Genomic DNA, 23873 nt, shown 5'->3' with positions numbered 1-23873 from the left:
TTCGTAGTCATTCGTAGTCATTCGTAGTCATTCGTAGTCATTCGTAGTCATTCGTAGTCATTCGTGGTCATTCATGGTTATTTGTTGTTATTGTTGTTATTTAAATTTGCAGATTGCTGATCGCTGATCGCTGATCGCAGATCGCTGATTGCTGATTGCAGTTAATAAATTATTGACATGGCGGTATTAAAATCTTTTAAAGGATTGAGACCTCCGAAGGAGATCGCTAAACAGCTTGCTTCGAGGCCCTATGATGTACTGGATTCAACGGAGGCGAGGCAGGAGGCCGCAGGCAATCCGCATTCGCTGTTGCACATCATCAAACCGGAGATCGACCTGCCGGAAGACATCGATCACTATGCACCGGAAGTCTACGAAAAAGCATTGGAGAACTTCAGGAAATTCCGGTCCAACGGCTGGCTGATCCCTGATCAGGACGAATGTCTCTATATCTATGCGCAGACCATGTACGGCAAGACCCAGTATGGACTGGTAGGCTGCGCCGCGGTGGAGGATTACATGCAGGGTGTCATCAAAAAACACGAGCTTACGCGACCCGACAAGGAAGAGGACCGGATGAAACACGTACGGATCAACAATGCCAACATGGAGCCCGTTTTTTTCACCTATCCTGCCGTAAGGGAGATCGACCGTATCGTTGCTGATTTCGTGAAGCAACACGCTCCTGAATATGACTTTGTGGCGGATGATGGCATCGCTCACCGGTTCTGGGTAATTTCCGACAAAACGTTGATCCGCGAACTCATCGCTCTTTTTGAAAAAATCCCGCATACCTACGTTGCCGACGGGCATCACCGGACGGCAGCCGCCGCACTCGTGGGGAATGAAAAAAAGACCCAAAATCCGAATCATGACGGAACAGAAGAGTACAATTTCTTCCTTGCGGTCCACTTTCCTGCCGATCAGCTGACCATCATCGACTATAACCGCCTGGTCAAAGATCTGAATGGTCTGACCAAAGAAGCCTTCCTTTTGAAACTGGAAACCTCCTTCCAGGTAGAAAAGAAAGGCAAAGAGCCCTGCAGGCCAATGGCACTGCATCACTTCAGCATGTACCTCGACGGATGCTGGTATTCCCTGGTGGCCAAACCGGAAACCTACGATGATTCTGATCCCATCGGCGTTCTGGATGTGACCATCCTTTCAAGGCTGCTGCTCGACCCGGTTCTGGGCATCAAAGATCTTCGCAGGGACAGGCGGATCGACTTTGTGGGTGGCATACGGGGGCTCGGAGAACTGGCCCGGAGGGTCGACAATGGGGAAATGACGGTTGCATTCGCCCTTTACCCGGTATCCATGAAACAATTGATCAACATAGCCGATACAGGCAACATCATGCCACCTAAAACGACCTGGTTCGAACCGAAACTAAGAAGCGGACTGGTGGTGCATCTCCTGGAATAAGGGGACAGGGGTTGTTCCATTGTCAAATTGTAACGTTGTCATGGAAATAGCGGAAGTTGTTATCAAGACCATTCAGGAAACAGGAAAACCGATGAAATCAGCAGAGATCGCTGAAAAGACCGGGATCGACAAGAAAGAGATCGATAAGGCGATCGGCAAGCTGAAAAAGGAAGAAAAGCTGGTTTCGCCGAAAGTCTGTTATTACGACGTGAAGAAGTAAAAAGAATTTACCCATTTTACTTCTCCCCCGTCGAGGTTGTATCAAAATGCTTTTTTTAAACACAAAGGTACTCAAAGTACTTCACTAAAGAACACTAAGTTTTTGATAATCAATAATAATACTTTGTGTACCTTCGTGAAAACCTTAGTGTTCCTTTGTGGTTAAGTACTTATGATACACCCTCGTGCAGAGGTGAGGTACATTAAAAATCCAGGTACTTCTGGTAAATGACCTGCAGGAACGATCTGCCCTGCCGGTTGATCCGTCCTGCATCGGACGTTAGCTCATTGCTGTAGTAAGTATTGAGGTTATTGACCCAGAAGAAGTGTCCCTCAGGTACGATCCATCCGATCCCCTCTTCAAACGACACATAGGCGAACTCAGGTACGTAGGGATTGAGCAGGTTCTTGCTCCAGACAAAGTCACTGTCGTCGATTTGCAGCTGCGAAAGCAGGATGGAGGCAAGGTCCACCTGTGAACCGATCCTGCCGATTTTCGTTCCCCGGTATTCCTCTTTGATGACCTCACCGTAAAATAATAATGGAATGCGATGATATTCAGGCGAATGATAGTACCAGTTCTTCTGTGAGAAATGACTGTGATCGGCGATGAGTATGAACAGGGTACTGTCGTACCAGGACTGCCGGCGTGCTTCCCTGAAATAATTACCAAGACACTGATCGGTATAATACGCAGAGTTCAGGTAGTCGTTGATCACCGCATTATAACCCCAGTCCCTTTTCACCGCCAGAGGCATATCAAAGGGCGAATGAGTGCTCAGGGTGAATACGGAAGAAAAGAAGGGGGTCTTCTCCCCTGCCAGGTCATCCAGTTGCTCTTTCAGCGTGAATTCGTCATGAATACCCAGCTTGGCACGGGGGAAAGCCGGGTTGAAATCATAGATCTCCTTGATCCTCTGGAAACCGTTGTAATAAATGTAGCTTTTGATGTTTCCGTAGATCAGCTGCCCGCCGAAATAGAACGAGGTGGCATAGCCCTGCCCGATCAACTGGCGCGTCAGGCTGGGTAATTTGTTGTACTTATCCGGCTGGACGGCAATGGAGCTTATCGGGTGGGCCGGGAATCCTCCGAAAAGACAAGCTATTCCCTGTTCCGACCTGGTCCCGCTGGCATAGATGCGGGTAAAAAGGACTCCCTCCCGTTGCAAAGAGTCAAATTCCGGAGTGATCCCCGGCTCTCCCCCCAGAGCCTCGATCAAGTCGGCCGACCAGCTTTCAAGAAGGATCAGGACAATATTGGGACGGCTTATCTTCAGTAGCTCGGCCGTGGTGTCCTTTTCAGTGTGGTAAAGCTCCTGTATGGTCTTCTGAGCCTCTTCAGGAGGATAATGTTCAAATGGATTCTTTCCTTTGTAACGATTATTTTCACGAGCGCTGGCTGCCAGGTTGAAAAAGGAATTTGTCGCGGCCAGATTGAGAATCTGGTGCGTGGAATAATAGGCCTGGCTTTGCATGATCGGGATCTCCCGTGTTCCCCCGCGTGCCCCCAATATAAGCAGCGGCGGGACGAGGAGAAAAAATAGAACCGTAAACACAATGTTGCGCCTGATCGCTCGGATGGGTTTGAAAAAAAACCTGGCATAGAGCCAGCAGGTGAGGGTCAACTGGGTAAGAAAGATTATCAACAGGATGAAAAACACCTTTGTTTCGGCTGTGTTATATATTTCAGAGGGATTGGAAAGATACAACAGGGCCTTGTAGGGTAATTTTGTTCTCCATTCAAAATAAACACCGTTTTCCGCTCCAATGATCAACGCATAAAGGAAAACGACCAGAAAGGTGTAGCCTTTATGGAGCCAGTTCAGCCAGTTTGGACTGTAGATGGATTGCACTACCAGGATCAGGAACGGGATGAAGAGAAGATAGCAGGTTGTTGCAAAATCCAGGGGGAGTGCATGCCAGAAAGCGGCCAGGGCATGCCCGAACCCGGCATCCTCCTGAGCGATCAACCCTGCGTAATAGGTCATGAAGACAGCCCTTCCAATCGCAAAGGCCACAAGCCAGAAAACAAACTGCATCAACAGGTTAAAAAGGATCCGCTTCATAATTTCGATTGGAAGGATGGAATAAAATGGGCGTAAAATTAGGAATTAATTGACAAAACACGGATGAACGGATACGATTGGACAATTTATTCTACTTTTGTTGATCACAAGATATCCGGATGAGCGCGGAAGATAATTTTACCCGTATCAGGAACCGTTTGCCCGGGGGAGTAACCCTGGTGGTTGTTTCCAAAACCCGCTCCGAGGAGGACATTCTGCGCCTGTATCGTTTGGGACACAAAACATTTGGAGAAAACAAGGCCCAGGAACTCACCGGTAAAAGGCATTTGCTGCCTGCCGACATTCAATGGCACTTCATCGGGCATTTACAGACGAATAAAGTTAAAGCTATCGTTCCTTTCGTTCATATCATTGAAAGCGTCGATAGTTTGCATTTATTGTCTGAGATAGAAAAACAGGCAAAAAAGCAGAACCGGATCATGGATTGTTTGCTGCAAATGTACATTGCGACCGAGGAAACAAAATTTGGACTGTCGCAGCAAGAAGCCGAAGCGATTCTCTCATCCCGGGAATATAAGACCATGGGATCTGTCAGGATCAGGGGAGTGATGGGCATGGCATCCCTGACGGCTGACCGGGAGAAGATCCGGCAGGAATTCAGGCTGCTGAACGAAACATTTCAGTATTTAAAAAAGACCTATTTTGCAGGTGCTGAGGGGTTTTCGGCGATCTCCATGGGAATGTCGGGGGATTGGGAGATTGCGGTTGAAGAAGGTGCAACGGTTGTCAGGATCGGGACAGCGATTTTCGGAGAACAGATGTCATCCCCGGCAAAACTATGAGCACAGCGATCCTCATCAAAAATAAAAAAGCTGCTTTTGAATATTTCCTTCTGGAGGAGTTCACTGCCGGCATTCAGTTAACCGGGACGGAAATCAAATCAATCCGGACCGGAAAGGTCAGTTTTGTGGATTCCTTCTGTGTTTTTGAAGGAAGGGAACTATATGTAAAAGGGTTACATATTTCTGAATATTCTCACGGAACACATTACAACCATGATCCAAAGAGGGACCGGAAGCTGCTTCTGACGGCCAGGGAGCTGAAAAAGCTGGCGACCAGGGTGAAGGAAAAAGGGTTTACGATCGTTCCGGTGCAGCTGTACATCAACGAGAAAGGATTTGCAAAACTCGACATAGCGCTGGCCAGGGGAAAGCACACCTTTGACAAGCGGGATACGCTGAAGCAGAAAGATCTGCGGCAGGAGATGCAGCGGGGGCGGGAGCGAGAGGGGTAGGCGATCGGCGGTCAGCAGCTTGTCCTGATGAGCGAAGTGAAATCAGGATCAGCAGTCAGGAGTAATACAATTGAACAAGGAATAACAATTTGACAATTTGACACCGAATAATGACGAATGAACCGTAAACCATAAATTCGATTGTGATGAAGCAAAAACCCCGGTTAGGATTCTGGCAGATCTGGAACATGAGCTTCGGTTTCATGGGCATACAGTTTGGCTTTGCCCTTCAGAACGCCAATGTCAGCCGCATCTTTGAGACCCTGGGGGCCAGTGTTGAAAGCATTCCGATCCTCTGGATAGCAGCCCCGGTCACAGGATTGATCGTTCAGCCCATCATCGGTCACATGAGCGACAACACCTGGAACCGATTGGGAAGAAGGAGGCCTTATTTTCTGACGGGAGCCATCCTGGCATCGCTGGCGCTTTTGTTCATGCCCAATTCACCCGTGTTGTGGATCGCAGCCGGGACACTCTGGATCATGGATGCCTCCATCAATATTTCCATGGAACCGTTCCGTGCCTTTGTCGGGGACATGCTACCTTCCGAGCAGCGAACAAAAGGCTTCGCAATGCAGAGCTTCTTCATCGGCACCGGTGCCGTGATCGCCTCAGCCCTCCCCTACATCCTGACCAACTGGCTGAACGTTCCCAATACTGCCGTGGAAGGACACGTTCCCCTGTCGGTGAAATATTCGTTTTACATTGGCTCCGCTGCATTCATTCTTTGTGTGCTCTGGACCGTGATCCGAACAAAAGAATACTCACCAGGAGAACTGGCAGAGTTCAGCAAACAGGAAGAGGTTATCAGCCACAGGGCCGTGCACGATGAAGCTTCCCTCCCTGCCAGAAGGTTTCTACGCTCAAGCATCATCTGGGTCGCCGGGGGGATCTTGCTGGGTTTTCTGGTGTACTGGTTCAAACTGGCAGGGGAACTCTACATCCTGGTCGTGGGCCTGGTTGTTTTTGGATTGATACAAAGCATCGTAGGATGGCTGATACAGTCAGGAAAAACAAAAAATGGATTTGTCGTGGTCATCAATGACCTGTTCAAGATGCCAAAGACCATGGGGCAGCTGGCTATCGTGCAGTTCTTTTCCTGGTTTGCGCTATTTGCCATGTGGATCTACACCACTGCCGGGGTGACCAGCCACATTTACGGCACACACGATACCTCATCCGCACTCTATAATGAGGGAGCCAACTGGGTGGGGATCATGTTTGCGGTGTATAACGGCTTTGCCGCCGTGGTGGCCTTTCTGTTACCGGTACTGGCACGCTGGACCAGTCGCAAGATTACCCATATGATCGCACTGATCGCAGGAGGCATTGGATTGATCTCGGTCTATTTCATCAAGGATCCGAATGTGCTTGTTCTTTCCATGCTGGGGGTAGGTCTGGCGTGGGCCAGCATCCTGGCCATGCCCTATGCGATCCTAACAGGTTCGCTTCCGCAGAACAAGCTAGGAACCTATATGGGCATATTCAACTTTTTCATCGTCATCCCGCAGATTATGGCTGCAACGATCCTGGGCTTTTTCGTGAAATCCATTGCGGGCGGTCACCCCATCTACGCACTGATCCTGGGAGGATGCTCGATGTTCGTGGCCGCTATCCTGACGCTTCTGGTGCATGATGTGGATGCACCGAAAAGGGTAAAGTAAATCAAAGGGACTACTTTGCAGGAACCACATCATATTCCATCGTGACCAGCAGGTCGGCAGTGGGTTTGAGCGCCCCGACCATTTTGTGCTCCTGCTCCAGCACGCGCATCCGGTATTCATTCTGAGGCTCCTTGCCCCTGACCACCTGGGCCTTCTTCGTTTCATGATAGGTAAGCTCGATGAACACCCTCACGTCGGCCTCTTCAGTCTTGACCGCGTACAATCCGTCGATGATCAGCATGTCGATACCCTTGAAATCCGTGGTGAGCTGATCGATCTGTTCGGTGACCAGGTCGACGCAGGGCATGGTCGAGGTTTTACCCTCCTTAAAGTCCCGGATGTTGCGGTGGATCGTATCCCAGTCATATTCTCCGTACCCCACCACGTTTTCAATGCCGTGTTCCTTCCGCCACGCGGTTCTTTGCAGTGGATGGATACGGTAATAATTGTCGATGTGGATGGGCTTGGCCATGATCCCGTGCTGGCGGAGGCCCCTGGCCACAACGTGAGTCAGTTCTGATTTTCCCGAGCCCGATTCACCTGAAATCGCAACGATATATTTCTCTTTGCGGTTTTTCAGGATGTGTTCCAGGATCTTCGCACCCGCTTCGCGGTGCTTGTCGGTGATCAACAATACATCTCCCAGCATAATTGAACATATTAAATATTTAATACTACATACTTCATCCTTCATAATACTTATGAACCACCCATCCGGAATCAGCCAGGATCAACTCCCTGTCCCTAAGGAATATCCGGACATCTGAACGATCTTTTAAATCGGCTTTTATCTTTATGGTCTGGTGAGTCACTTCGCATTCATAATCAATCCCCCTGAAGGTAAAGGAGTAGGCCACCTCACGCCAGTGGGCGGGCAGGTGAGGTTCGATCCTGACGTAGTCGCCTTTCAGGTTCAGGCCGCCATAAGAGCTGACGGCTATCCATACCGTACCCGCCATCACCCCTGCATGAATCCCTTCAGCCGTTGTCCCTCCCTGGACATCCTGATAATCACTGGTCAGCGCATCCAGGTAAAGCTTCCAGCTGAGCTTGCGGTCACCCACCCGGTTGGCCAGGAGTGCGTGCACTACACGGCTCAACGTGGATCCGTGTGACGTTCGCGCAAGATAATAGTTCAGGTTCTTTTCCGGATAATCAGAAGGCATTTCATAGTGCATCTCTCTAAAAATCCGGTCAAGTTCCTGTTTGTCAAAATTATAGAATAGCATCAGGGTATCGGCCTGCTTGGCAACCTTGTACTCATCCGGAGACTTCCCTTCGGCTTTCAGCAGCCTGTCCAACCGGTAAATGTTACCGTATTTGCTTCTGTAATGGTCCCAATCGAGCTCTTTCAGGTCAAAATATCCGTCATATTGTGCGAGAATACCATCGGAAGAGACCACCAGGTTCAGTTTACTGCCGATGGATTTCCATTGAAGGACCTCGGCTTCACTTAGTCCGATCTTTTCACACAATTTGATCCAGGATGGCGGGTCCATCAGTTCCATCAGGTCATCGGCGATCTCAAAGATCCAGGCCACCATCAGGTTCGTATAGGCATTGTCGGTCAGTCCGCCCCGGTCAGCATCCTTGTATTTCTCGTGAAATTCATCAGGACCCATGACCCCTGAGATGGAATACCTGCCTGTTGCCGGATTCAGCATACACTTGCCAGACCAGAAACGGCAGATCTCGAAGATCAGCTCCGCCCCGTAATCCTGCAAGAACGCCCTGTCATCCGTAATTCGGCAGTAATCCCACACGTTATAGGCAATGGCCAGGGAAACGTGTCGCTGCAGGGAGCTATGGTCGGGACCCCATTCACCCGAAACAGGGTTCAAATGAATGGTCTGAGTTTCTTCCCTGCCATCACTGCCGCTCTGCCAGGGGAACATGGCGCCCCGGTAGCCGTGCTCTTTTGCATACCTCCTCGCAGCATCCAGGCGCCTGTAGCGGTAAAGAAGCAGCGAACGGGCGACGACAGGGAAGTGGATGGAATAAAAGGGCATAATATAGAGTTCATCCCAGAAGATGTGTCCCCTGTAAGCCTCACCGTGAAGTCCCCTGGCCGGCAGGCCCGCATCCAAAGTGGCATTGTTCGGGGAGGCAGTCACCAAAGTATGAAACAGATGCAACCTGAGCAATTTCTGAGCAAACCGGTCACCCGTAACCCGTACATCGATCTTTTGCCAGATCTTCGACCAGCAGTCTTTCGACTCATTGGCCACTTCATCGAAGGTGCTGTACAGCATGACCGAATCCGACACCTTTTCAACCAGCTCACCGGCAGGAATATCACTTGAAGTATAGATCGAAACCAGTTTATCGATCTTCAGGCTTTCGCCAGGCGAAAGCTGCACGCCAAACAGGACCTCCGAGCAGGCAGATGCATTAATATACTTAAAATCAGGATGATAGAGTTTATCATTACGATAAATTGTGTAGGTTGCCGCGTTGGCAATCCTGATCTTCGACTGTGTTGTTTCAACAACCAGGTAGTGAACATCCTGCTGCCCGTCTGAGGCAATTCCCTGCAGGTGTTTTTGATTCAATTGTTTATACCGGTCAACACCTGCATTGACATGGTCGCCCGACAGGGAAGAGCGGAAGGTGATCTCACCGGAATAATTCATTGGTGTCAGGGTGTATTCGAGGGCGGCCACGTGGGGATCCGCCATGCTGGCTATCCGGCTGGATTGGATCCGGGTCTCCCGTCCCTGCGGATCCCTGACCGTCATCAGGCGGGTCAGGATGCCATCCTGAAAATGGAGTGACCGTTGGATGGAGGTGATTTCAACGGCATTGACATCCAGCCAGGGGCCGTCGCCGATCCTGAACTGGATCACTGTCCAGTTGATACAGTTGACAAAGTCTTCGTTTTCAACATCCTTATCCCCCACTTTTGAAACCAGCCGGTTATAGATGCCGGCCATATAGGTCCCTGGATAATGATGAGCGCAGGCAGACTGTTCCTCCATACAGCCTCTGGTTCCGAAATATCCATTCCCGACCGTGAGGAGTGTTTCGCGGGTTTTCTCTTTGCCGGGATCATAACCGTGATAGGTGATTGACCAGGAATCCCGAACAAGTCCCTTGCTGAACCATTCGGCGATGCCATCGAAGCCAATCTCGCTGATATCGGTTACTACGACGTCGGCACCGTTTTCAAGAAGTTCCCGGGTGTTTTCCTCGCGGGCGATTCCCAGCGTCAGTCCAAAATTCCCTCTGGCACCTGCCTGCACACCGGAAACGGCATCCTCAATGATCACAGCCCTGTTATAGGGCACTCCAAGGCGATCGCACGCGGTTGTAAAAATATCCGGTTCAGGTTTTCCCTGGAGGCCCAGTTCGGCCGACACGACACCATCCACGCGTGCTTCAAACAGTTCCAGCAAGCCGGCGGCATTCAATACGGCCTCACAGTTCTTGCTGGAGGATGCGACCCCGATCCGGATGCCTTCCTCTTTAAGCTTGTGGATCAGCTGTACCGTGGAGTCAAAAACTTCAACACCTTCATTATCAAGAACTTCGTTAAATGCCCTGTTCTTGCGGTTCCCCAGCCCGCAGATCGTTTCCCGGCTTTCGCCATCGGAGGGATCACCCCAGGGAAGCTTGATCCCCCTGGATTCCAGGAAGGATTCCACCCCTTTGTACCTGGGCTTCCCGTCAACATAAGGAAGGTAATCGTTTGCATGGGTAAATTCCCGGAAGGGCGTGGATGTCCGCCTGCTGTAATCAAGCAAAAATCCATCAAACATTCGCTTCCAGGCGGCGCTGTGCACCAGGGCCGTTTTGGTGATCACACCATCCAGATCGAACACCACCGCATCAAAATCATATTTCGGCATAAAAGTGTGTATTTTCGCTTTTAATTGAACATCCGTCATTCACCCCACATCCTGGGAAGCCAGCGGGAATTCGACGAACAGGGTGGAGCCTTTCCCGGCTTCGCTGGTGCACCATACCTTTCCGTTCATTACCCTCACATATTTCACGACGATCGACAGTCCGGGGCTCTCCGCTTCATTCCCCGGGACATTTGCCTTTTGAGTCTGGTATTTCCCGTATAATTTCATCCTATCCTGCTCATTGATGCCGGGTCCTTCATCCCTGATTTCAATCCTTGCCCTGTCATCATTCTGATAAAGCCGGATCCAGATTTGCTTTCCGGCAGGTGAAAATTTGATGGCATTGGAGAGAAGATTTTCGACGATCAGTGAGGCGTAGTTTGGGTCGACCACCGAACAGAGATCGGAAGTTTCCGTTATGAGCGTGATATCCTTCTGTGCAACCGCATAGGCATAAAGCTCCGTTATTTCCTTCAGGATGACGGCAAGGTTAACCTTCTGGGGTCGAAAGGCCATGCTTCTGGTCTCGATTTCATTGATGTCCACGATCTGGTCAATGATCCGGTTGATCCTTCTCAAGGAATTGTCGATCAACTCAACCGATTTGACCTGATCGCGGGTAAGGTTCTCAGACTGCGATTTGAGAAGATCGGCGAGGCATAGGCTGCTGGTCAGGGGATTTCGCAGGTCGTGTGCCAGAACGTTGATCAGGTGGAATTTCTCTTCATTCAGCCGGGAGAGTTCCTCATTCTTGGTTTCAAGCTCCCTTTGCTGGAGCTTGATGTTTTGATTATGGAAATCTATTTCCTTGTTTTGTTTCTGGATCTTAAGATAGCTCTGGGCCAGTTTCCTCTCCAGTTCATTCATGTCCCTGATACGATTCAAGACCAGCCGGATCACTCCATACATCACCTTGATGTCGGATTCCATCAGCCGGGAGAATTCACTTCGATCCAGCCGGTACAGGAGGGTTTGCTCTTCAGAGGTGATGGAAGCTGATCGCGGTGAGGAGTCAAGCAGTGCAAATTCGCCAAACACTTTTCCCTGGCTGAGGCGGGCAAGCACATGATCGCCCACATGAACCCTGACTGATCCCAACGCAATGACGTACATTGCATTTCCTTCATCCCCTTTACGGAAAACAACCTCCTGCTTTGTCTTTTTTTCTTCCTCCATGAGTTTGCAGATCCTGGTCAGTGTATCCTCCGGAAGGTCTTTAAAGACGTCCACCTGCTGCATGAGCATTATTTTTCTCGCAAGCGGATCCTGGTCTTCGGGCAATGCCATGGTTGAATGATTAAATTGACAACTTACTGTCCCACATTGATCCAATAATAAGCGTAAGGCGGCAGCCAGAGTGCATTTTCAGCTTCACCAAGCACCAGCACCTGATCAAGCAGGTCTGTCTTGGTGAAGCCGGGCAGAAGTTCGGGTATGGCAACCTCTTCCTCCTGACCGGCAAGATGATGAATGACCAGTATCTTCTCTTTCCCGTACGATCTCAGGTAGGAAAGCACCGATGACAAGGCTGTCCCGTCTTTCTTTTTGATCTCCATCCATTGCAGTTCACCCCTGCCAAAACAGGAATAAAGTCTTCGTACCCGTACCATGCGGCTGACCTGGCTGAAAACGCCGTACTCCAGTGAGTCGGACTGTTGCAGCCTGTGATCCAGCTCTTCCCAGTCGATCATCCCCCTGACCAGGAACCGTGTATCGTCCTTTCCCGACAACTGGATCATTTGCTGGTAATAAGATTCGTCGTTGGTCTTGCCAAACTCATCACCGTAGTAAATGACGGGTGTTCCGGGAAGGGTCAGCATGATGGAGAAGATCATTCCTATCTTGTCAGGATCACGATCCATAAGTTCTGAAAGCCTTGCCGAAAGTCCCTGGCCGAGCCGAAAGTCCCATTCCGGCTTTTTACAGTATTTTTCATGGATATATCTCCGGTCTTCCTCCGTCACATAGACCAGTTCGAGGCTTAGTTCATCGTGGCAGCGAAGAAAGGTGAACCATTGTGCATTATCCGGTATGGCAGGAGTTATTTCAGGGCTCAGTGTGTGCCGGACCGGCTGGCTGCTTTGCAATGCCACAGTCTTAAACAGCTGGGGCATCAGCGGGAAATGGTAACCTGCATTGCATTCGTCACCTTTGCCGAAGTATTCGACCACCAGGTGGGGCTTCTGGCAGGCTTCGGCCAGCAGAAGCGTATCCGGCCGAACGTAATCCAGGGCAGCGCGCAGGAACCGGAGGAGAGTATGCGTCTGTGGCAGGTTCTCACAGCTGGTGCCTTCCTCCTTCCAGATATAGGGTATGGCATCGGCACGAAAACCGTCAACCCCTTTTTCGAGCCAATAAAGGAGATGGCCTGCCATTTCAAGAAGAACCAAGGGATTCCTGTAATTCAGATCGGGCTGGAACTCAAAAAAACGATGAAAAAAATACTCCTCCCCGTCTTTCTCCCAGTTGCTGGTACAGAGACCCTTGAATATGATCCGTGCTTCCCTGTATTTTTGATCATCTTTGTTCCAAATATAATAATCTCTGAATGGATTATCAATGGATTTTCTTGACTCCTTAAACCAGGGATGTTCGTTGGATGTATGATTCAAAGCGATATCAAAAATGACGCGGATGTTTTTTTGGTGAGCGCGTCCGAGAAATTGCACGAAGACCGATTCTTTTTCCTGACGGGAAGCTGTGGCCGGAAGGTCCAGCAGATTCGACCGGATGCTTTGATAGTCACTGATGTCGAAGCCTGCATCCCGCATGGGGGATTCCAGGATGGGAAGCAACCACAGACAGTTCACGCCCAGCCGGGTCAGGTAATCCAGTCTGGATTCCAACCCGGGGAAATCCTTGTTGAAAAGGTCAACATACAGTGAATACACGACCACATCCTTGTACCACCCCGGCGGATTGGGAGCCAGGGTGATGCGTTCTTTTACGCATTTCAGCTCAATGAAAAAATCATTCAGTTTTTCCGTTGGCCAGCCAGGATACAATTCGTTCCAGCATTGGGTCAACACGTTGAATTCATCGTCGTTAGACTGCATCTGCCCGTTGGTTTTAAAGCTCAAAATTACAAAAAAATCAATACTGTCCCGTGCCGCGCGGCCTGATGATTTGATTCCTGCATTTCTATCGATATTTGCGGGAGAAATTGTAATTTTAAGCCCAAATCAATTCTGACAGAAACGATGATCAATCAGAAAAATGGACGGTGTGCCAAGTCCATGTTTTTCATCTTTTTTATTTTCATTTTCTTTTTTGTGAACTTCTGCAGGGCGCAATCCATTGGTTATGCGATCGTTGGTGATCACAATCGAATGTCGGTCACGTTTGAAAACCTGAACAACCTGGTGGTCATGCCGGTAAAGATCAACGGGCTTCTCCCCTCCAAGTTCATTCTTGATTCAGGGGTATCGCTGACCCTGCTGACCGAAAAGGCCCTCTGCGATATCCTGGAGATTCCGTGCGACAGGCGGATCAGTTTGCCCGTGATCGGTCTTTTGGATTCCATCACCGGTTGCATAGCGACGGGTGTAAAAATAGATCTGCCCGGCGTAAAGAGTCACGGACAGAACCTGGTCGTACTGGATGAAGATTACCTGAACCTGAAAAGCTTTCTGGGAAATAATGTCCAGGGGATCATCGGTTATGACCTGTTCCGGAATTTTGTCGTGGATGTGGATTACATCAATAAAATTGTCACCCTGATCCAGCCCGGTCACTTCAGGCCTCCGCGCAAATACGAAAAAATTTCTGTTGAGATGATCAGCAACCGGCCTTACATTCAGTGTGAAGCCACTGATGAAAATGGTTACTCCCACACTCTTACCATGCTGGTTGATCTGGGAGCGAGCTTTGCCATTATGTTCGAGATTGATTCAGCACAGGTGGTCGGCATACCTTCCACGAACCTGGAGACCGTCGTGGGCAGGGGTCTGGGAGGAGACATCGCCGGTTATGTGGGAAGAATAAAGCAATTTAAGATAGGATCGTACGTACTGGATGATGTCATTGCTTCCTTTTATGATAAATACCGCACCCACGACGTCATCCCCGAGGTCCGCCAGGGTGCCATTGGAGGCGATGTTCTAAGCCGGTTTCAACTTATTATTGATTACCCGGGAAAAGCGATCTACCTAAAAAGGAACTTTTCATTCAACCGGTCATTTGAATTCAACCTGAGCGGCATCGAAATGGTTGCTTCCGGCATCGGGCTCAACCTGTACACCATCACCCGCGTCATCCCCCGGTCACCTGCCGATCGGGCCGGCATCCTGCCCGGCGACAGGATCGTCATGTTCAATGGTAAATCAACCGAAGAAATGGCCCTGAACGAGCTTAATCACGAGCTTCGGCTGAAGCCCGGTAAAAAAATCTGGTTAAGATTGGAACGGAACGGTCAAAGGATCAAACGTTCTTTTAAGCTAGAGAGAAGCATTTAAGTCAGCAGCCTGTCCCCAGGAACGTGGTGTCGAAGGATCAGCAGCCGTCAGTTAGCAGATTGCAGTTGGCAGGTTACATCTGGGGTTTTTGTAATTTTGCAATCCGTTTTGAATTCATAAATAACCATTTGATCGCCTTCATGAAAAAACCAATCCTTGCCATTGCCTGCATCACCCTCCTGATCAGTTGTTCCCGCCTGGAAGACCTAAGGATCCATTCAACTGACGATGTCGTGGGGCTTGCCTCCCCTGTTAGACTCCAGTATGATTCTACCGTCATTTACCTTCAGGACTATTTCGTCGATGTGAGCGGAATCGACTCGGTGCATATCGGCGAAGAGGCTGTTCCAATGACTCCTGACCGCTCACTGGTTTACCGGTCCGATCCATCCGGCTTGCCCGTTATGGAAATGAAGGTCTGGATAGCCGGCCAGCCCTATTCCATCCCTGTCCTGAAGTCCAGGAAACTTCCTTACACGTTCAGGTTCGATCCGCAGGGAAAAACATACCAAACCGTCAATATCAAAGGAAGTCTGAATGGATGGAATCCCTCGGCCACGCCGATGGAATTCAAGGATGACCTCTGGCAGGCGAACGTTGTGCTCAACCCCGGGACCTACCAGTATTTGCTGGTCGTTGACGGAATGGAGATGCTCGACTCAGCCAACGCAGAGGTCATCGACAACAACATGGGCGGATTCAATTCCGGGCTTGTGCTTGGAAGCCTTGATGATCCACTGTCGCCGGAACTGTACACCGCTTCGCTGGAAGATGATGACATCATTGTCAAATCCGTGAATCCGGTTGACGAAGTCTTTGTCTTATGGAACAATTACCGGCTGGATGAGCGGTTCATTGAAAATGAGGAGGGTAATTTCGAAATTGAAGTGCCGGCCGTTGCTGCCGTGACTGAACGATCCTTCATCCGGGTCTGGGCCTCTAACGGCCATGGCGTCAGCAATGACCTTCTGATCCCGCTGCATTACAGAAAAGTGCTCCTTGACCCTGGACAGCTGGTACGGATGGATGAACACGGAATGATCATCTATAACATACTGGTCGACAGGTTTTACAATGCCGACACCACCAATGACCATCCCGTCCCAAGTCCGGAAATCCACCCCAAGGCCAATTATTTCGGGGGCGATATTGACGGGATAACTCAAAAAGTGGAGGATGGTTATTTTGATGATCTGGGCATCAATACCATCTGGATCTCCCCGGTTGTTCTGAATCCTGACGGTGCCTTTGGCCAGTATCCCTCGCCTCGCACCAAATTTTCAGGTTACCACGGCTACTGGCCCATTTCCTTCACCAAAGTGGACTACCGGTTCGGTACCGCACAGGATCTCAAAGAGCTATCGGAGGCACTTCACCGGAAGAACAACAATCTCCTGCTGGATTTTGTCGCTCATCACGTACACCAGGAACATCCCATCTACACGGCTCATCCCGAATGGACCACCAGCCTGTACCTGCCGGATGGCACCCTGAACACGGAGAAGTGGGATGAGTACAGGCTTACCACCTGGTTTGATGTTTTCATGCCGACCCTCGATCTGTTCAAGCCGGAGGTTTACCAGATGCTTTCCGATTCGGCTCTCTACTGGGTAAAAGAATATCAGCTGGATGGGTTCCGCCACGACGCGACCAAACATGTTCCGGAAATCTTCTGGAGAACGCTCACCCGCAAGATCAAACAGCAGGTCATTTTACCGGAAGACCGGGAGATCTACCAGATCGGTGAAACCTACGGCAACGGCGACCTGATAGGCAGTTATGTCAGTTCCGGACAGATGGATGCCCAGTTCGACTTCAATGTCTACGATGCGGCGATCGCCGTTTTCGGAAAAGAGAGCGAATCCTTCGACCGTCTCGACAACACCCTGAAGGAAAGCTTCATGTACTATGGCAACCACAACCTGATGGGCTATATTTCAGGGAACCAGGACCGGCCAAGGTTCATCTCCTATGCAGGCGGTTCGCTTGGCTGGGAGGAAGACGGGAAACGTGCGGGGTGGACACGGGACATTGGTGTTGGTGATCCGGTGGGGTACAAGCGACTGGCCCAGCTGATGGCGTTCAACATGACCATTCCGGGCGTACCTGTGATCTTTTATGGTGATGAGATCGGCCTTCCCGGCGCCAATGATCCGGATAACCGCAGATGGATGAAATTTGACAACCTGACGGATGAAGAGAACGACCTCCGGGAAACGGTCAAAAAACTGATCGACCTGCGGAAGTCAAACCTGGAGTTCATTTACGGGGACTTCACCCCCCTGCTGGTTTCAGAGTATGCCTATGCCTATGCAAGAGACTACTTCGGAAGAACCAGCATTGTCGTTTTCAATAAATCAGGTAACCAGCAGGTAATTGAATTATTCCTGCCGGAAAGAATGGAGGAAGATGTGTTCAAGGCTCTCTTTGGGTCTCAGATAAAGATTAAAGACAATCATATCCAAATGACTATGGCAGGGAACAGTTTTGACGTTTTGAGCTCTAAAGAATGAGCCTTTTCAGAAAAGTAATAATTTTGGACTAAAGTCCATTAACTGGTTGATTATCAATTACACCGGCCTTAAGGCCGGTGTAAAGCAAATTACTGATTTATAGGGCTTTAGCCCTAAATTAAGGTTCATTAATCCTTTTTCGGAGAGAACTCAGGAATAGAACACGGTTAACACAGAAAACGAAGACAATCAAGGAACAAGCATTCTGAAAATAGTACTTAAAATTTCAAATCATGAAACATTACCAGAATTCCCTTTCAGCTTTGATGAGTTTCATCGTCATTGCATTCCTCTGGACGGCATGCAAGCAACAACCAACAGAGATCATTGGTAAATCAAGGCTTCCTGACAGCGAGATCAAACACCCTGAATGGAGCAAAAATGCCAACATCTACGAGGTGAACATCCGCCAGTACACCCCTGAAGGGACATTCCTTGCTTTTGTGAAGCACCTCCCCCGCCTGAAAGAAATGGGAGTTGACATTCTATGGTTGATGCCCATCAATCCTATCGGCGAGCTGAACCGGAAGGGCACGCTGGGAAGCTACTATGCCATCCGGGATTACCTTTCAGTCAATCCGGAGTATGGCACCCTGGACGATCTGAAACTTCTGGTCAGCAGGGCACACGAGCTGGGCATGAAGGTGATCCTTGACTGGGTAGCCAACCATACTGCCTGGGATAATACGCTCATCGAAGAATGCCCCGAATGGTACAAGAAGGACACAGCCGGAAAGCTGGTTTCCCCATATGATTGGACCGATGTGCTGCAGCTGGATTACGACCAGCCGGAATTGCACGATTACATGATCAATGCGATGAAGCACTGGATCATTGAGGCCGACGTAGATGGGTTCAGGTGCGACGTTGCCAGCATGGTCCCCACTGAATTCTGGAACAAGGCACGCAGGGAACTGGATCAGGTAAAGCCCGTCTTCATGCTGGCTGAATCCGAGAAGCCGGAACTCCTAAAAAGTGCATTTGACATGGATTACGGCTGGGAATTCCATCACATCATGAACCAGGTGGCTCAGGGAAAAATGAATGTCATCAACATGGTGGACTATTTCAGGAAAACGGATACACTCTACCCTGGCAACAGCTACCGGATGTATTTCACTTCCAACCACGATGAGAACAGCTGGCAGGGGACTGAGTTCGAACGGATGGGCGATGCCGCATCCCTGATGGCGGTCCTGTCAGCCACGGTCCCCGGCATGCCCCTGATCTATACCGGACAGGAAGCCTGTCTGGACAAACGGCTGGAATTCTTTGAAAAAGATACCATTGACTGGGACAGGAATGCAGAATATAAAGAATTTTACCGCGTCCTGCTTGCGCTGAAGGACCGGAATAAGGCACTATGGAATGGCAATGAGGGAGGACTGATGGAAATCTTTCCCCTGGCAAATGATTCAGTGGTGCTTGCATTCACGCGGCAAAAAGACACCGACCGGATTGTGGCCCTCTTTAATTTTTCGAATGAACGGCAGGAAGTCAAGCTGAAAAATTTTGCCTATCGGGGGAATTATACGGATGTCTTTACCGGTGACGAGCTATCCTTAAGAAAAAGGGCTCTGTTCAAGTTGGAGCCCTGGGATTACAGAATTTTTGAGCTTCTAAAATGACCTCACCCCCTTTCTCCCCCTCTCCTTGAGGAGAGGGGGTTGGGGGGTGAGGTTTTCTTTCTAGTATCCCGGATTTTGCTCCAGTTGGGGATTGGCATCCATTGCAGCTTTAGGAACAGGCCACAACGTTACATGATCCGGCGACATATCCGGCTTTTCCCAGCGTGCTTGCGTATAGGTCCCAAACCTGATCATATCCGAGCGGCGGTGACCTTCAGCATACAATTCTCTTGCTCTTTCGGCAAGTATATCTTCAAGGATTACGGCATTCAACGGTTCAGCTCCGGCACGGGCTCTGATCTGATTCACCAGATCCAGTGCTTCTCCCGAACTGCCACCGGTACGAAGGAGTAATTCGGCTTTCATTAGCAGTACATCCGCATAGCGGAAGATTGGAAAATCGTTGCTCATATACCGGTCGCTTCCTGCTATGAACGGGAATTTGGCTATGCGCGCTCCACACTGCCTCAGGCAGTTAGGCTCCAGCATGTTTACATTGGGTGTAAGGTTTAATCCCGCACCATCAGGATCTCTTGGTTTTGTAGGATTTGCAGGATCAAATTTTTCATAGCTGGGATCCTGGATCTGCACACCCTGGTCATCGTATTGCTTGCCGAACAATAATCCATTTCGCCTGAGATCGGTCGAATCGAACATGTTAAAAAAGGCTTCCTGAGCACAGACACCATTCCAGGTGGCGCTCTGGATGCCAAACTTGCTTTGAAGACTGTAATGCAATGTAAACAGATGCACTTCAAAGCCCTGGGCATTTACCTGGTCGAAAGGAAGACCCATGATGTGCTCACGGGAGTTGGTGGCATTGGCCACGAAATTGCTGAAGAAATCCGGTTCCAGCTCATAGTTATCTGAGAGAATGATGGCATTGCATAAATCAAGAGCTTCCTGATATTTCGGTGTCCCGATGAAAACTTCGGCATTCAGATATAATTTGGCAAGGATTAAAGAGGCCGAAAAGTAATTGATCCGGCCATACATAGGCAAACCCGTTTCTGTGGAAAGGAGAGGCATGGCTTCCGTAAGCTCCTTTTCAATGAAGTCAAAGACTTCTGCCCGCGTATTGGTTGATGGCTTATAATCGGCAGGATAATCGAACCGGTCCACGATAGGTACGTTTCCGTACAGATCGATCAGCCAGTAATAATACAAAGCCCGTAATCCCCGCAGTTCAGCGATGGCTATCAGGGCGTTTTCACCTTCCACTCCATTGAACTGATCGATGAGCTGGTTGCATTTATTGATACCCTCGTAGCAAATGTTCCACCAGAAAGAGATGTACCCTTCGCTGGATGTCCAGGTCTGCCTGTGATAGCGATGCCATTCGCCACCGTCGAACCAGTCGCCGCCCCGCTGGGGAACAATGATCAGATCAGTACCGGCTTCTTTGCCAATCATGCCGTATTTATGGCCGATCAGCCAGTAAAGGTTGGTATAGGCCGCACCAAATGCATAAATCAGGTTGTCGGGATCCTGAAAAAACAATTCCCCGGTCAGGTCAGAATAAACCTCCTCTTCCAGCTTGGTGCACGAAGGCTGAATAATCCCTAATAAGAAGATTACGATGATTATTTTTACTGATAATGATATTTTTTTCATGACAAAGTCGTATTAATTTTAGAAAATCAGATTAATTCCAAAGGTAAAGGAGCGAGTGCTGAAATAGGTTTTCTCCCTGTCGATGCCAGGAGCAAGAGGATTATTGTTGTCATTGGAATCCCCGTACCTTACTTCCGGATCCACCCCGCTGTAATCTGTAATCGTAAATAGATTCTGACCCGAGAGATATAATTTTATCATCGAAACATACTTATTCTCAGAAAGGTCGAAATTATAGCCAAAGGCAAAATTATCAATCTTCAAAAAGGAGGCCTTTTCCACGTGAACATCTGAGTACTGGATCCCATCCTGTGCTTCAATGAAATCCTGGGCAATGCTCATTCCACTTTGTATGGCAATGGTACTTGGTTCACCGAACCTGGCATTGTTGACATTCACGAGTGAGTGTCCGAAAACGCCTCTGAGAAAGAAGTTCAGATAGAAATTCTTGTATGAAAAGCTGTTTCCCCATCCAAACTGAAAATCAGGTAACCCATTGCCCACGACCGCAACGTCGGTTTTTGCATCAAAGGTGCTGTCGCCGTCTATATCCTTGTATGCTTTAACATACTGTTCCTTGATAGAATCATAGACAATACCCATGTAAACCGGTGCAATGATCTCTCCAATCGGGCCTCCTTCATAGACCTTGATCGTTTCAACTCCCGTCAGATAAGGATCACCCAGCACACCATAGTACCTGACACTTTCCCCTTCAGCAATATCGCTGGTTATCTTATTTAGCTTTGTATTAAGGTAATAAGCAAAATTAAAGTTCGTACTCCACTTAAATGTGTCTTTTGGGGTCACATCAAAATTCAAAGCCAGTTCAATCCCTGAATTCTCAAGTTCTCCCACGTTCAACCACATCCTGTCGGTAGGATACGGCGGTACAGGTACCGTATATTCGAGCATCAGGTCAGTGCTTTTGCTGTTATAGTAGTCGATGGATCCCGAAAGTCTGTAATCCAGCAGGTAGAAGTCGAGTCCAAGGCTCAATTCCTTTTTGACCTCCCATTTCAGGTCCGGATTGGCGTTTCTGACCAGTTTATATGCCTGTATGAAGTCACCCTGATAGAAAAAATTTCCGTTGGGATCCACATTCCACAGGTCCTGTGAGAGATACGGCTGCGGAGGAAGATTGCCGGTTTGTCCGTAGCCTCCCCTGATCTTGAGCCTGTTCACATAAGGAATTTCAACAAACTTGGTAATATCAAAGCCGGCACTCACACCCGGGAAATTCCCCCACTGATTGTTTTTGCCGAACATGGACGATCCGTCACGTCTGAAATTAGCTGTCAGGAAGATGGCATCCTTCCAGTTAGCGGAAGCCCTTGCAAAAAATCCGATCAACGTAGTACCGAATTTATTGCTGCTCACCATTTCGTCATTAGCAACGATTCCCGAAGCAGATCCCAGGCTGTTATAGGTAAAGGCATCGGTAAGAAATCCTTCTCCATAGGCGGAATACCTATCCGTGATCTCTTCCTGCCAGGAATATCCTCCCAGCACTTTCACATTGAAATCATTAAAGTCCTTCTGAAACTCTCCGGTTATTTCCATAAGCTGATGGAAACGATCCTCTGAATTCTTTCGGGCGAATCCAGAATGGTTGCCTGACTTGTCACTGCGGGTGGCATTGTACAGGCTATACTTGCTCGTATAGGTCCCAAACAGGTCATTTCCCCTCTCCTGGCTGTAAAACACACCGAATTTCAACCAGTCGACAGGCTGGAAGTCGGTTTTTATACTTGCGATGATTTCCTTTTTGGTCCCGTCCAGCGTATTCTGTTCAATGGCAGCCACCGGATTGTAAAATGCAAATGCCGGTTGCTGGAAATACCCGCCCCATTCTTCCACAAAAGCTGCCGTGGCAGCTGATGTATCCGATCCGGTTCCATAGATGGGGGCAGTCGGATTATAATTGGTCACAAATCCAAGGGCAGAACCCGGCGCATACTCTTCATCCCGCATGGTTGCTGACAAATTCAAATCGAACGTGAGCATGTCGTTCAGGGCTTTCTGGGTGTAGTTCAGACGTCCGTTCAGCTGATCATAACCCGTGCTTTTAACCACACCATTCGCATTCCTGTAATTGATCGACACCCTGTAGTTCGATTTCTCCTGTGCACCGTTCAGAGCAAGGTTATATACCTGGGTGAATCCGTTCTGGGTAATGGCATCCATCCAATCCGTTTCACTTCCATAATCCGTATGATTCGGAAATTTCAGATACTCATCCTTTGTCAGGACATCAATTTTTTTGTCGATGGTTTCTACCGTAAAATTGGTATTGAAATCAATGGTTGTTCCTTTTTTTCCTTCCGTAAGTTTGCCTTTTTTGGTCGTGATCAAAATCACTCCGGATGCTGCCCTTGTACCATAAATAGCTGATGCAGAAGCATCTTTCAGTACGTCCATGGATGCTATATCCTGTGGATCGACCGATTTCAGGGAGGCACCCTGAACCCCGTCAATGATGATTAGGGGTTCGGTACTGCTGCCAAAAGTGGAAAGGCCCCGGAGCCGGACCGTAAAATCCGCATTGGGGTCCGCACCCGGACGGGCTATCGACAAACCGGCAACCTTCCCCTGGATCAGTTGGATGGGGTCGTTGACATTGCCATCATTAAAGTCTTCTGATTTGACACTTGCAATAGCGCTGGTCACTTCCTTGGTACGCTGCGTACCGTATCCAACCACCACGACCTCGGTCAGCTCTTGTCCGGGTTCAAGTGCAACATTGATCACATCACCGGTGATAGGGATGATCTGGGTAGCATAACCTACATAGGAGAAGCTCAAGGCCTGCACCGTTTCAGGAACGGCCAGGCGGTAGTTGCCATCCAGGTCGGTAACCGTACCAAGGGTTCGGTCATCGGCTGAAGTGATCGTCACCCCGATGAGCGTCTCTTTTGTCTGAGCGTCTATCACGTTCCCTGTGATGGTCCTCTGCTGTGCAATGCCAGAGCTCATGCAGGCCACGAACAATAAGATGAACAAGCCTGCCCTCTTGAACAGTTGTAAATGTTTGATCATATATTCAGTTTTTAAATAATTGAATTTCATAAAACAGGCCCCGAAAATAAGAAATTTTTCATTACATCTCCATTTTTCCGCATAAGTTATCCTTTTGGGCTCCTTTCATACGCCCGAAATGCAAAATCTGTTAAATTTTATCAGGTAT

Annotated in this window: 15 protein-coding genes; 8 read left to right on the top strand and 7 right to left on the bottom strand. The window is 49.1% G+C overall.

Annotated features, from left to right (window positions below; translation table 11 throughout):
* The first annotated feature begins 177 nt into the window (after positions 1-177).
* Entirely contained in the window at positions 178-1425 is a 1248-nt protein-coding gene (locus PKI34_02390; protein HNS16654.1) for a DUF1015 family protein, read from the top strand.
* A gap of 40 nt (positions 1426-1465) precedes the next feature.
* The gene (locus PKI34_02385; protein HNS16653.1) at positions 1466-1645 is read left to right on the top strand and encodes a transcriptional regulator; all 180 of its coding nucleotides are present in this window, start codon (positions 1466-1468) and stop codon (positions 1643-1645) included.
* Positions 1646-1847: 202 nt separating this feature from the next.
* On the opposite strand, the gene PKI34_02380 is transcribed toward PKI34_02385, so the two are convergent.
* The gene (locus PKI34_02380) at positions 1848-3710 is read right to left on the bottom strand and encodes a sulfatase-like hydrolase/transferase (protein HNS16652.1); all 1863 of its coding nucleotides are present in this window, start codon (positions 3708-3710) and stop codon (positions 1848-1850) included.
* Positions 3711-3829: 119 nt separating this feature from the next.
* Between PKI34_02380 and PKI34_02375 the strand changes: the two genes are divergently transcribed.
* The 3 genes from PKI34_02375 to PKI34_02365 all read left to right on the top strand — a co-directional run bounded on the left by PKI34_02375 (position 3830) and on the right by PKI34_02365 (position 6629).
* Positions 3830-4513: a YggS family pyridoxal phosphate-dependent enzyme gene (locus PKI34_02375; protein ID HNS16651.1), complete on the top strand. Its 684-nt coding sequence runs from the start codon at positions 3830-3832 to the stop codon at positions 4511-4513.
* On the top strand, positions 4510-4965 hold the full coding sequence (gene smpB / locus PKI34_02370; GenBank protein HNS16650.1) for an SsrA-binding protein SmpB: 456 nt from the start codon (positions 4510-4512) through the stop codon (positions 4963-4965). Before PKI34_02375 ends, smpB begins: the two co-directional genes overlap by 4 nt.
* A gap of 146 nt (positions 4966-5111) precedes the next feature.
* Entirely contained in the window at positions 5112-6629 is a 1518-nt protein-coding gene (locus PKI34_02365) for an MFS transporter (protein HNS16649.1), read from the top strand.
* Positions 6630-6639: 10 nt separating this feature from the next.
* On the opposite strand, the gene PKI34_02360 is transcribed toward PKI34_02365, so the two are convergent.
* From PKI34_02360 to PKI34_02345, 4 genes are read right to left on the bottom strand one after another with little or no spacing between them, the layout of a single operon-like run.
* A complete protein-coding gene (locus tag PKI34_02360) occupies positions 6640-7278 on the bottom strand; it encodes a hypothetical protein (GenBank protein HNS16648.1) in 639 nt (212 codons plus the stop codon).
* Positions 7279-7312: 34 nt separating this feature from the next.
* Positions 7313-10477 carry a beta-phosphoglucomutase family hydrolase gene (locus PKI34_02355; protein ID HNS16647.1) on the bottom strand — a complete coding sequence of 1055 codons (3165 nt, stop codon included), beginning with the start codon at positions 10475-10477 and terminating at the stop codon, positions 7313-7315.
* Between the two features lie 39 nt (positions 10478-10516).
* A complete protein-coding gene (locus tag PKI34_02350) occupies positions 10517-11764 on the bottom strand; it encodes an ATP-binding protein (protein HNS16646.1) in 1248 nt (415 codons plus the stop codon).
* Between the two features lie 23 nt (positions 11765-11787).
* Positions 11788-13533 (bottom strand): alpha-amylase family glycosyl hydrolase, encoded by a 1746-nt coding sequence (locus PKI34_02345; GenBank protein ID HNS16645.1) that lies wholly within the window; start codon positions 13531-13533, stop codon positions 11788-11790.
* Between the two features lie 144 nt (positions 13534-13677).
* On the opposite strand from PKI34_02345, the gene PKI34_02340 reads away from it, so the two are divergent.
* From PKI34_02340 to PKI34_02330, 3 genes are all read left to right on the top strand, one after another.
* Complete coding sequence (locus tag PKI34_02340; GenBank protein ID HNS16644.1) at positions 13678-14931, top strand: aspartyl protease family protein; 1254 nt, start codon at positions 13678-13680, stop codon at positions 14929-14931.
* Between the two features lie 140 nt (positions 14932-15071).
* Complete coding sequence (locus PKI34_02335; protein ID HNS16643.1) at positions 15072-17444, top strand: alpha-amylase family glycosyl hydrolase; 2373 nt, start codon at positions 15072-15074, stop codon at positions 17442-17444.
* Positions 17445-17677: 233 nt separating this feature from the next.
* A complete protein-coding gene (locus tag PKI34_02330; GenBank protein ID HNS16642.1) occupies positions 17678-19072 on the top strand; it encodes an alpha-amylase family glycosyl hydrolase in 1395 nt (464 codons plus the stop codon).
* 60 nt (positions 19073-19132) lie between these two features.
* Here PKI34_02330 and PKI34_02325 read toward each other — a convergent pair whose 3' ends face one another.
* On the bottom strand, positions 19133-20686 hold the full coding sequence (locus tag PKI34_02325) for a RagB/SusD family nutrient uptake outer membrane protein (GenBank protein HNS16641.1): 1554 nt from the start codon (positions 20684-20686) through the stop codon (positions 19133-19135).
* 18 nt (positions 20687-20704) lie between these two features.
* Positions 20705-23725, bottom strand: a complete 3021-nt coding sequence (locus PKI34_02320; GenBank protein ID HNS16640.1) for a SusC/RagA family TonB-linked outer membrane protein — start codon at positions 23723-23725, stop codon at positions 20705-20707.
* Between the last annotated feature and the right edge of the window lie 148 nt (positions 23726-23873).

Source organism: Bacteroidales bacterium (genome assembly GCA_035342335.1).
In the GTDB taxonomy this organism is placed as follows: domain Bacteria; phylum Bacteroidota; class Bacteroidia; order Bacteroidales; family JAGONC01; genus JAGONC01.
This window is presented reverse-complemented; position numbering and strand designations above follow the sequence as displayed.

Excerpts from the sequence above, each read along its gene's own strand:
- PKI34_02345 (HNS16645.1), bottom strand. The coding sequence starts at position 13,533 with ATGCAGTCTAACGACGATGAATTCAACGTGTTGACCCAATGCTGGAAC.
- PKI34_02360 (HNS16648.1), bottom strand. The coding sequence starts at position 7,278 with ATGCTGGGAGATGTATTGTTGATCACCGACAAGCACCGCGAAGCGGGT.
- smpB (HNS16650.1), top strand. The coding sequence starts at position 4,510 with ATGAGCACAGCGATCCTCATCAAAAATAAAAAAGCTGCTTTTGAATAT.
- PKI34_02330 (HNS16642.1), top strand. The coding sequence starts at position 17,678 with ATGAAACATTACCAGAATTCCCTTTCAGCTTTGATGAGTTTCATCGTC.
- PKI34_02365 (HNS16649.1), top strand. The coding sequence starts at position 5,112 with ATGAAGCAAAAACCCCGGTTAGGATTCTGGCAGATCTGGAACATGAGC.
- PKI34_02335 (HNS16643.1), top strand. The coding sequence starts at position 15,072 with ATGAAAAAACCAATCCTTGCCATTGCCTGCATCACCCTCCTGATCAGT.
- PKI34_02380 (HNS16652.1), bottom strand. The coding sequence starts at position 3,710 with ATGAAGCGGATCCTTTTTAACCTGTTGATGCAGTTTGTTTTCTGGCTT.
- PKI34_02325 (HNS16641.1), bottom strand. The coding sequence starts at position 20,686 with ATGAAAAAAATATCATTATCAGTAAAAATAATCATCGTAATCTTCTTA.
- PKI34_02350 (HNS16646.1), bottom strand. The coding sequence starts at position 11,764 with ATGGCATTGCCCGAAGACCAGGATCCGCTTGCGAGAAAAATAATGCTC.
- PKI34_02385 (HNS16653.1), top strand. The coding sequence starts at position 1,466 with ATGGAAATAGCGGAAGTTGTTATCAAGACCATTCAGGAAACAGGAAAA.
- PKI34_02355 (HNS16647.1), bottom strand. The coding sequence starts at position 10,477 with ATGCCGAAATATGATTTTGATGCGGTGGTGTTCGATCTGGATGGTGTG.
- PKI34_02320 (HNS16640.1), bottom strand. The coding sequence starts at position 23,725 with ATGATCAAACATTTACAACTGTTCAAGAGGGCAGGCTTGTTCATCTTA.
- PKI34_02375 (HNS16651.1), top strand. The coding sequence starts at position 3,830 with ATGAGCGCGGAAGATAATTTTACCCGTATCAGGAACCGTTTGCCCGGG.
- PKI34_02390 (HNS16654.1), top strand. The coding sequence starts at position 178 with ATGGCGGTATTAAAATCTTTTAAAGGATTGAGACCTCCGAAGGAGATC.
- PKI34_02340 (HNS16644.1), top strand. The coding sequence starts at position 13,678 with ATGATCAATCAGAAAAATGGACGGTGTGCCAAGTCCATGTTTTTCATC.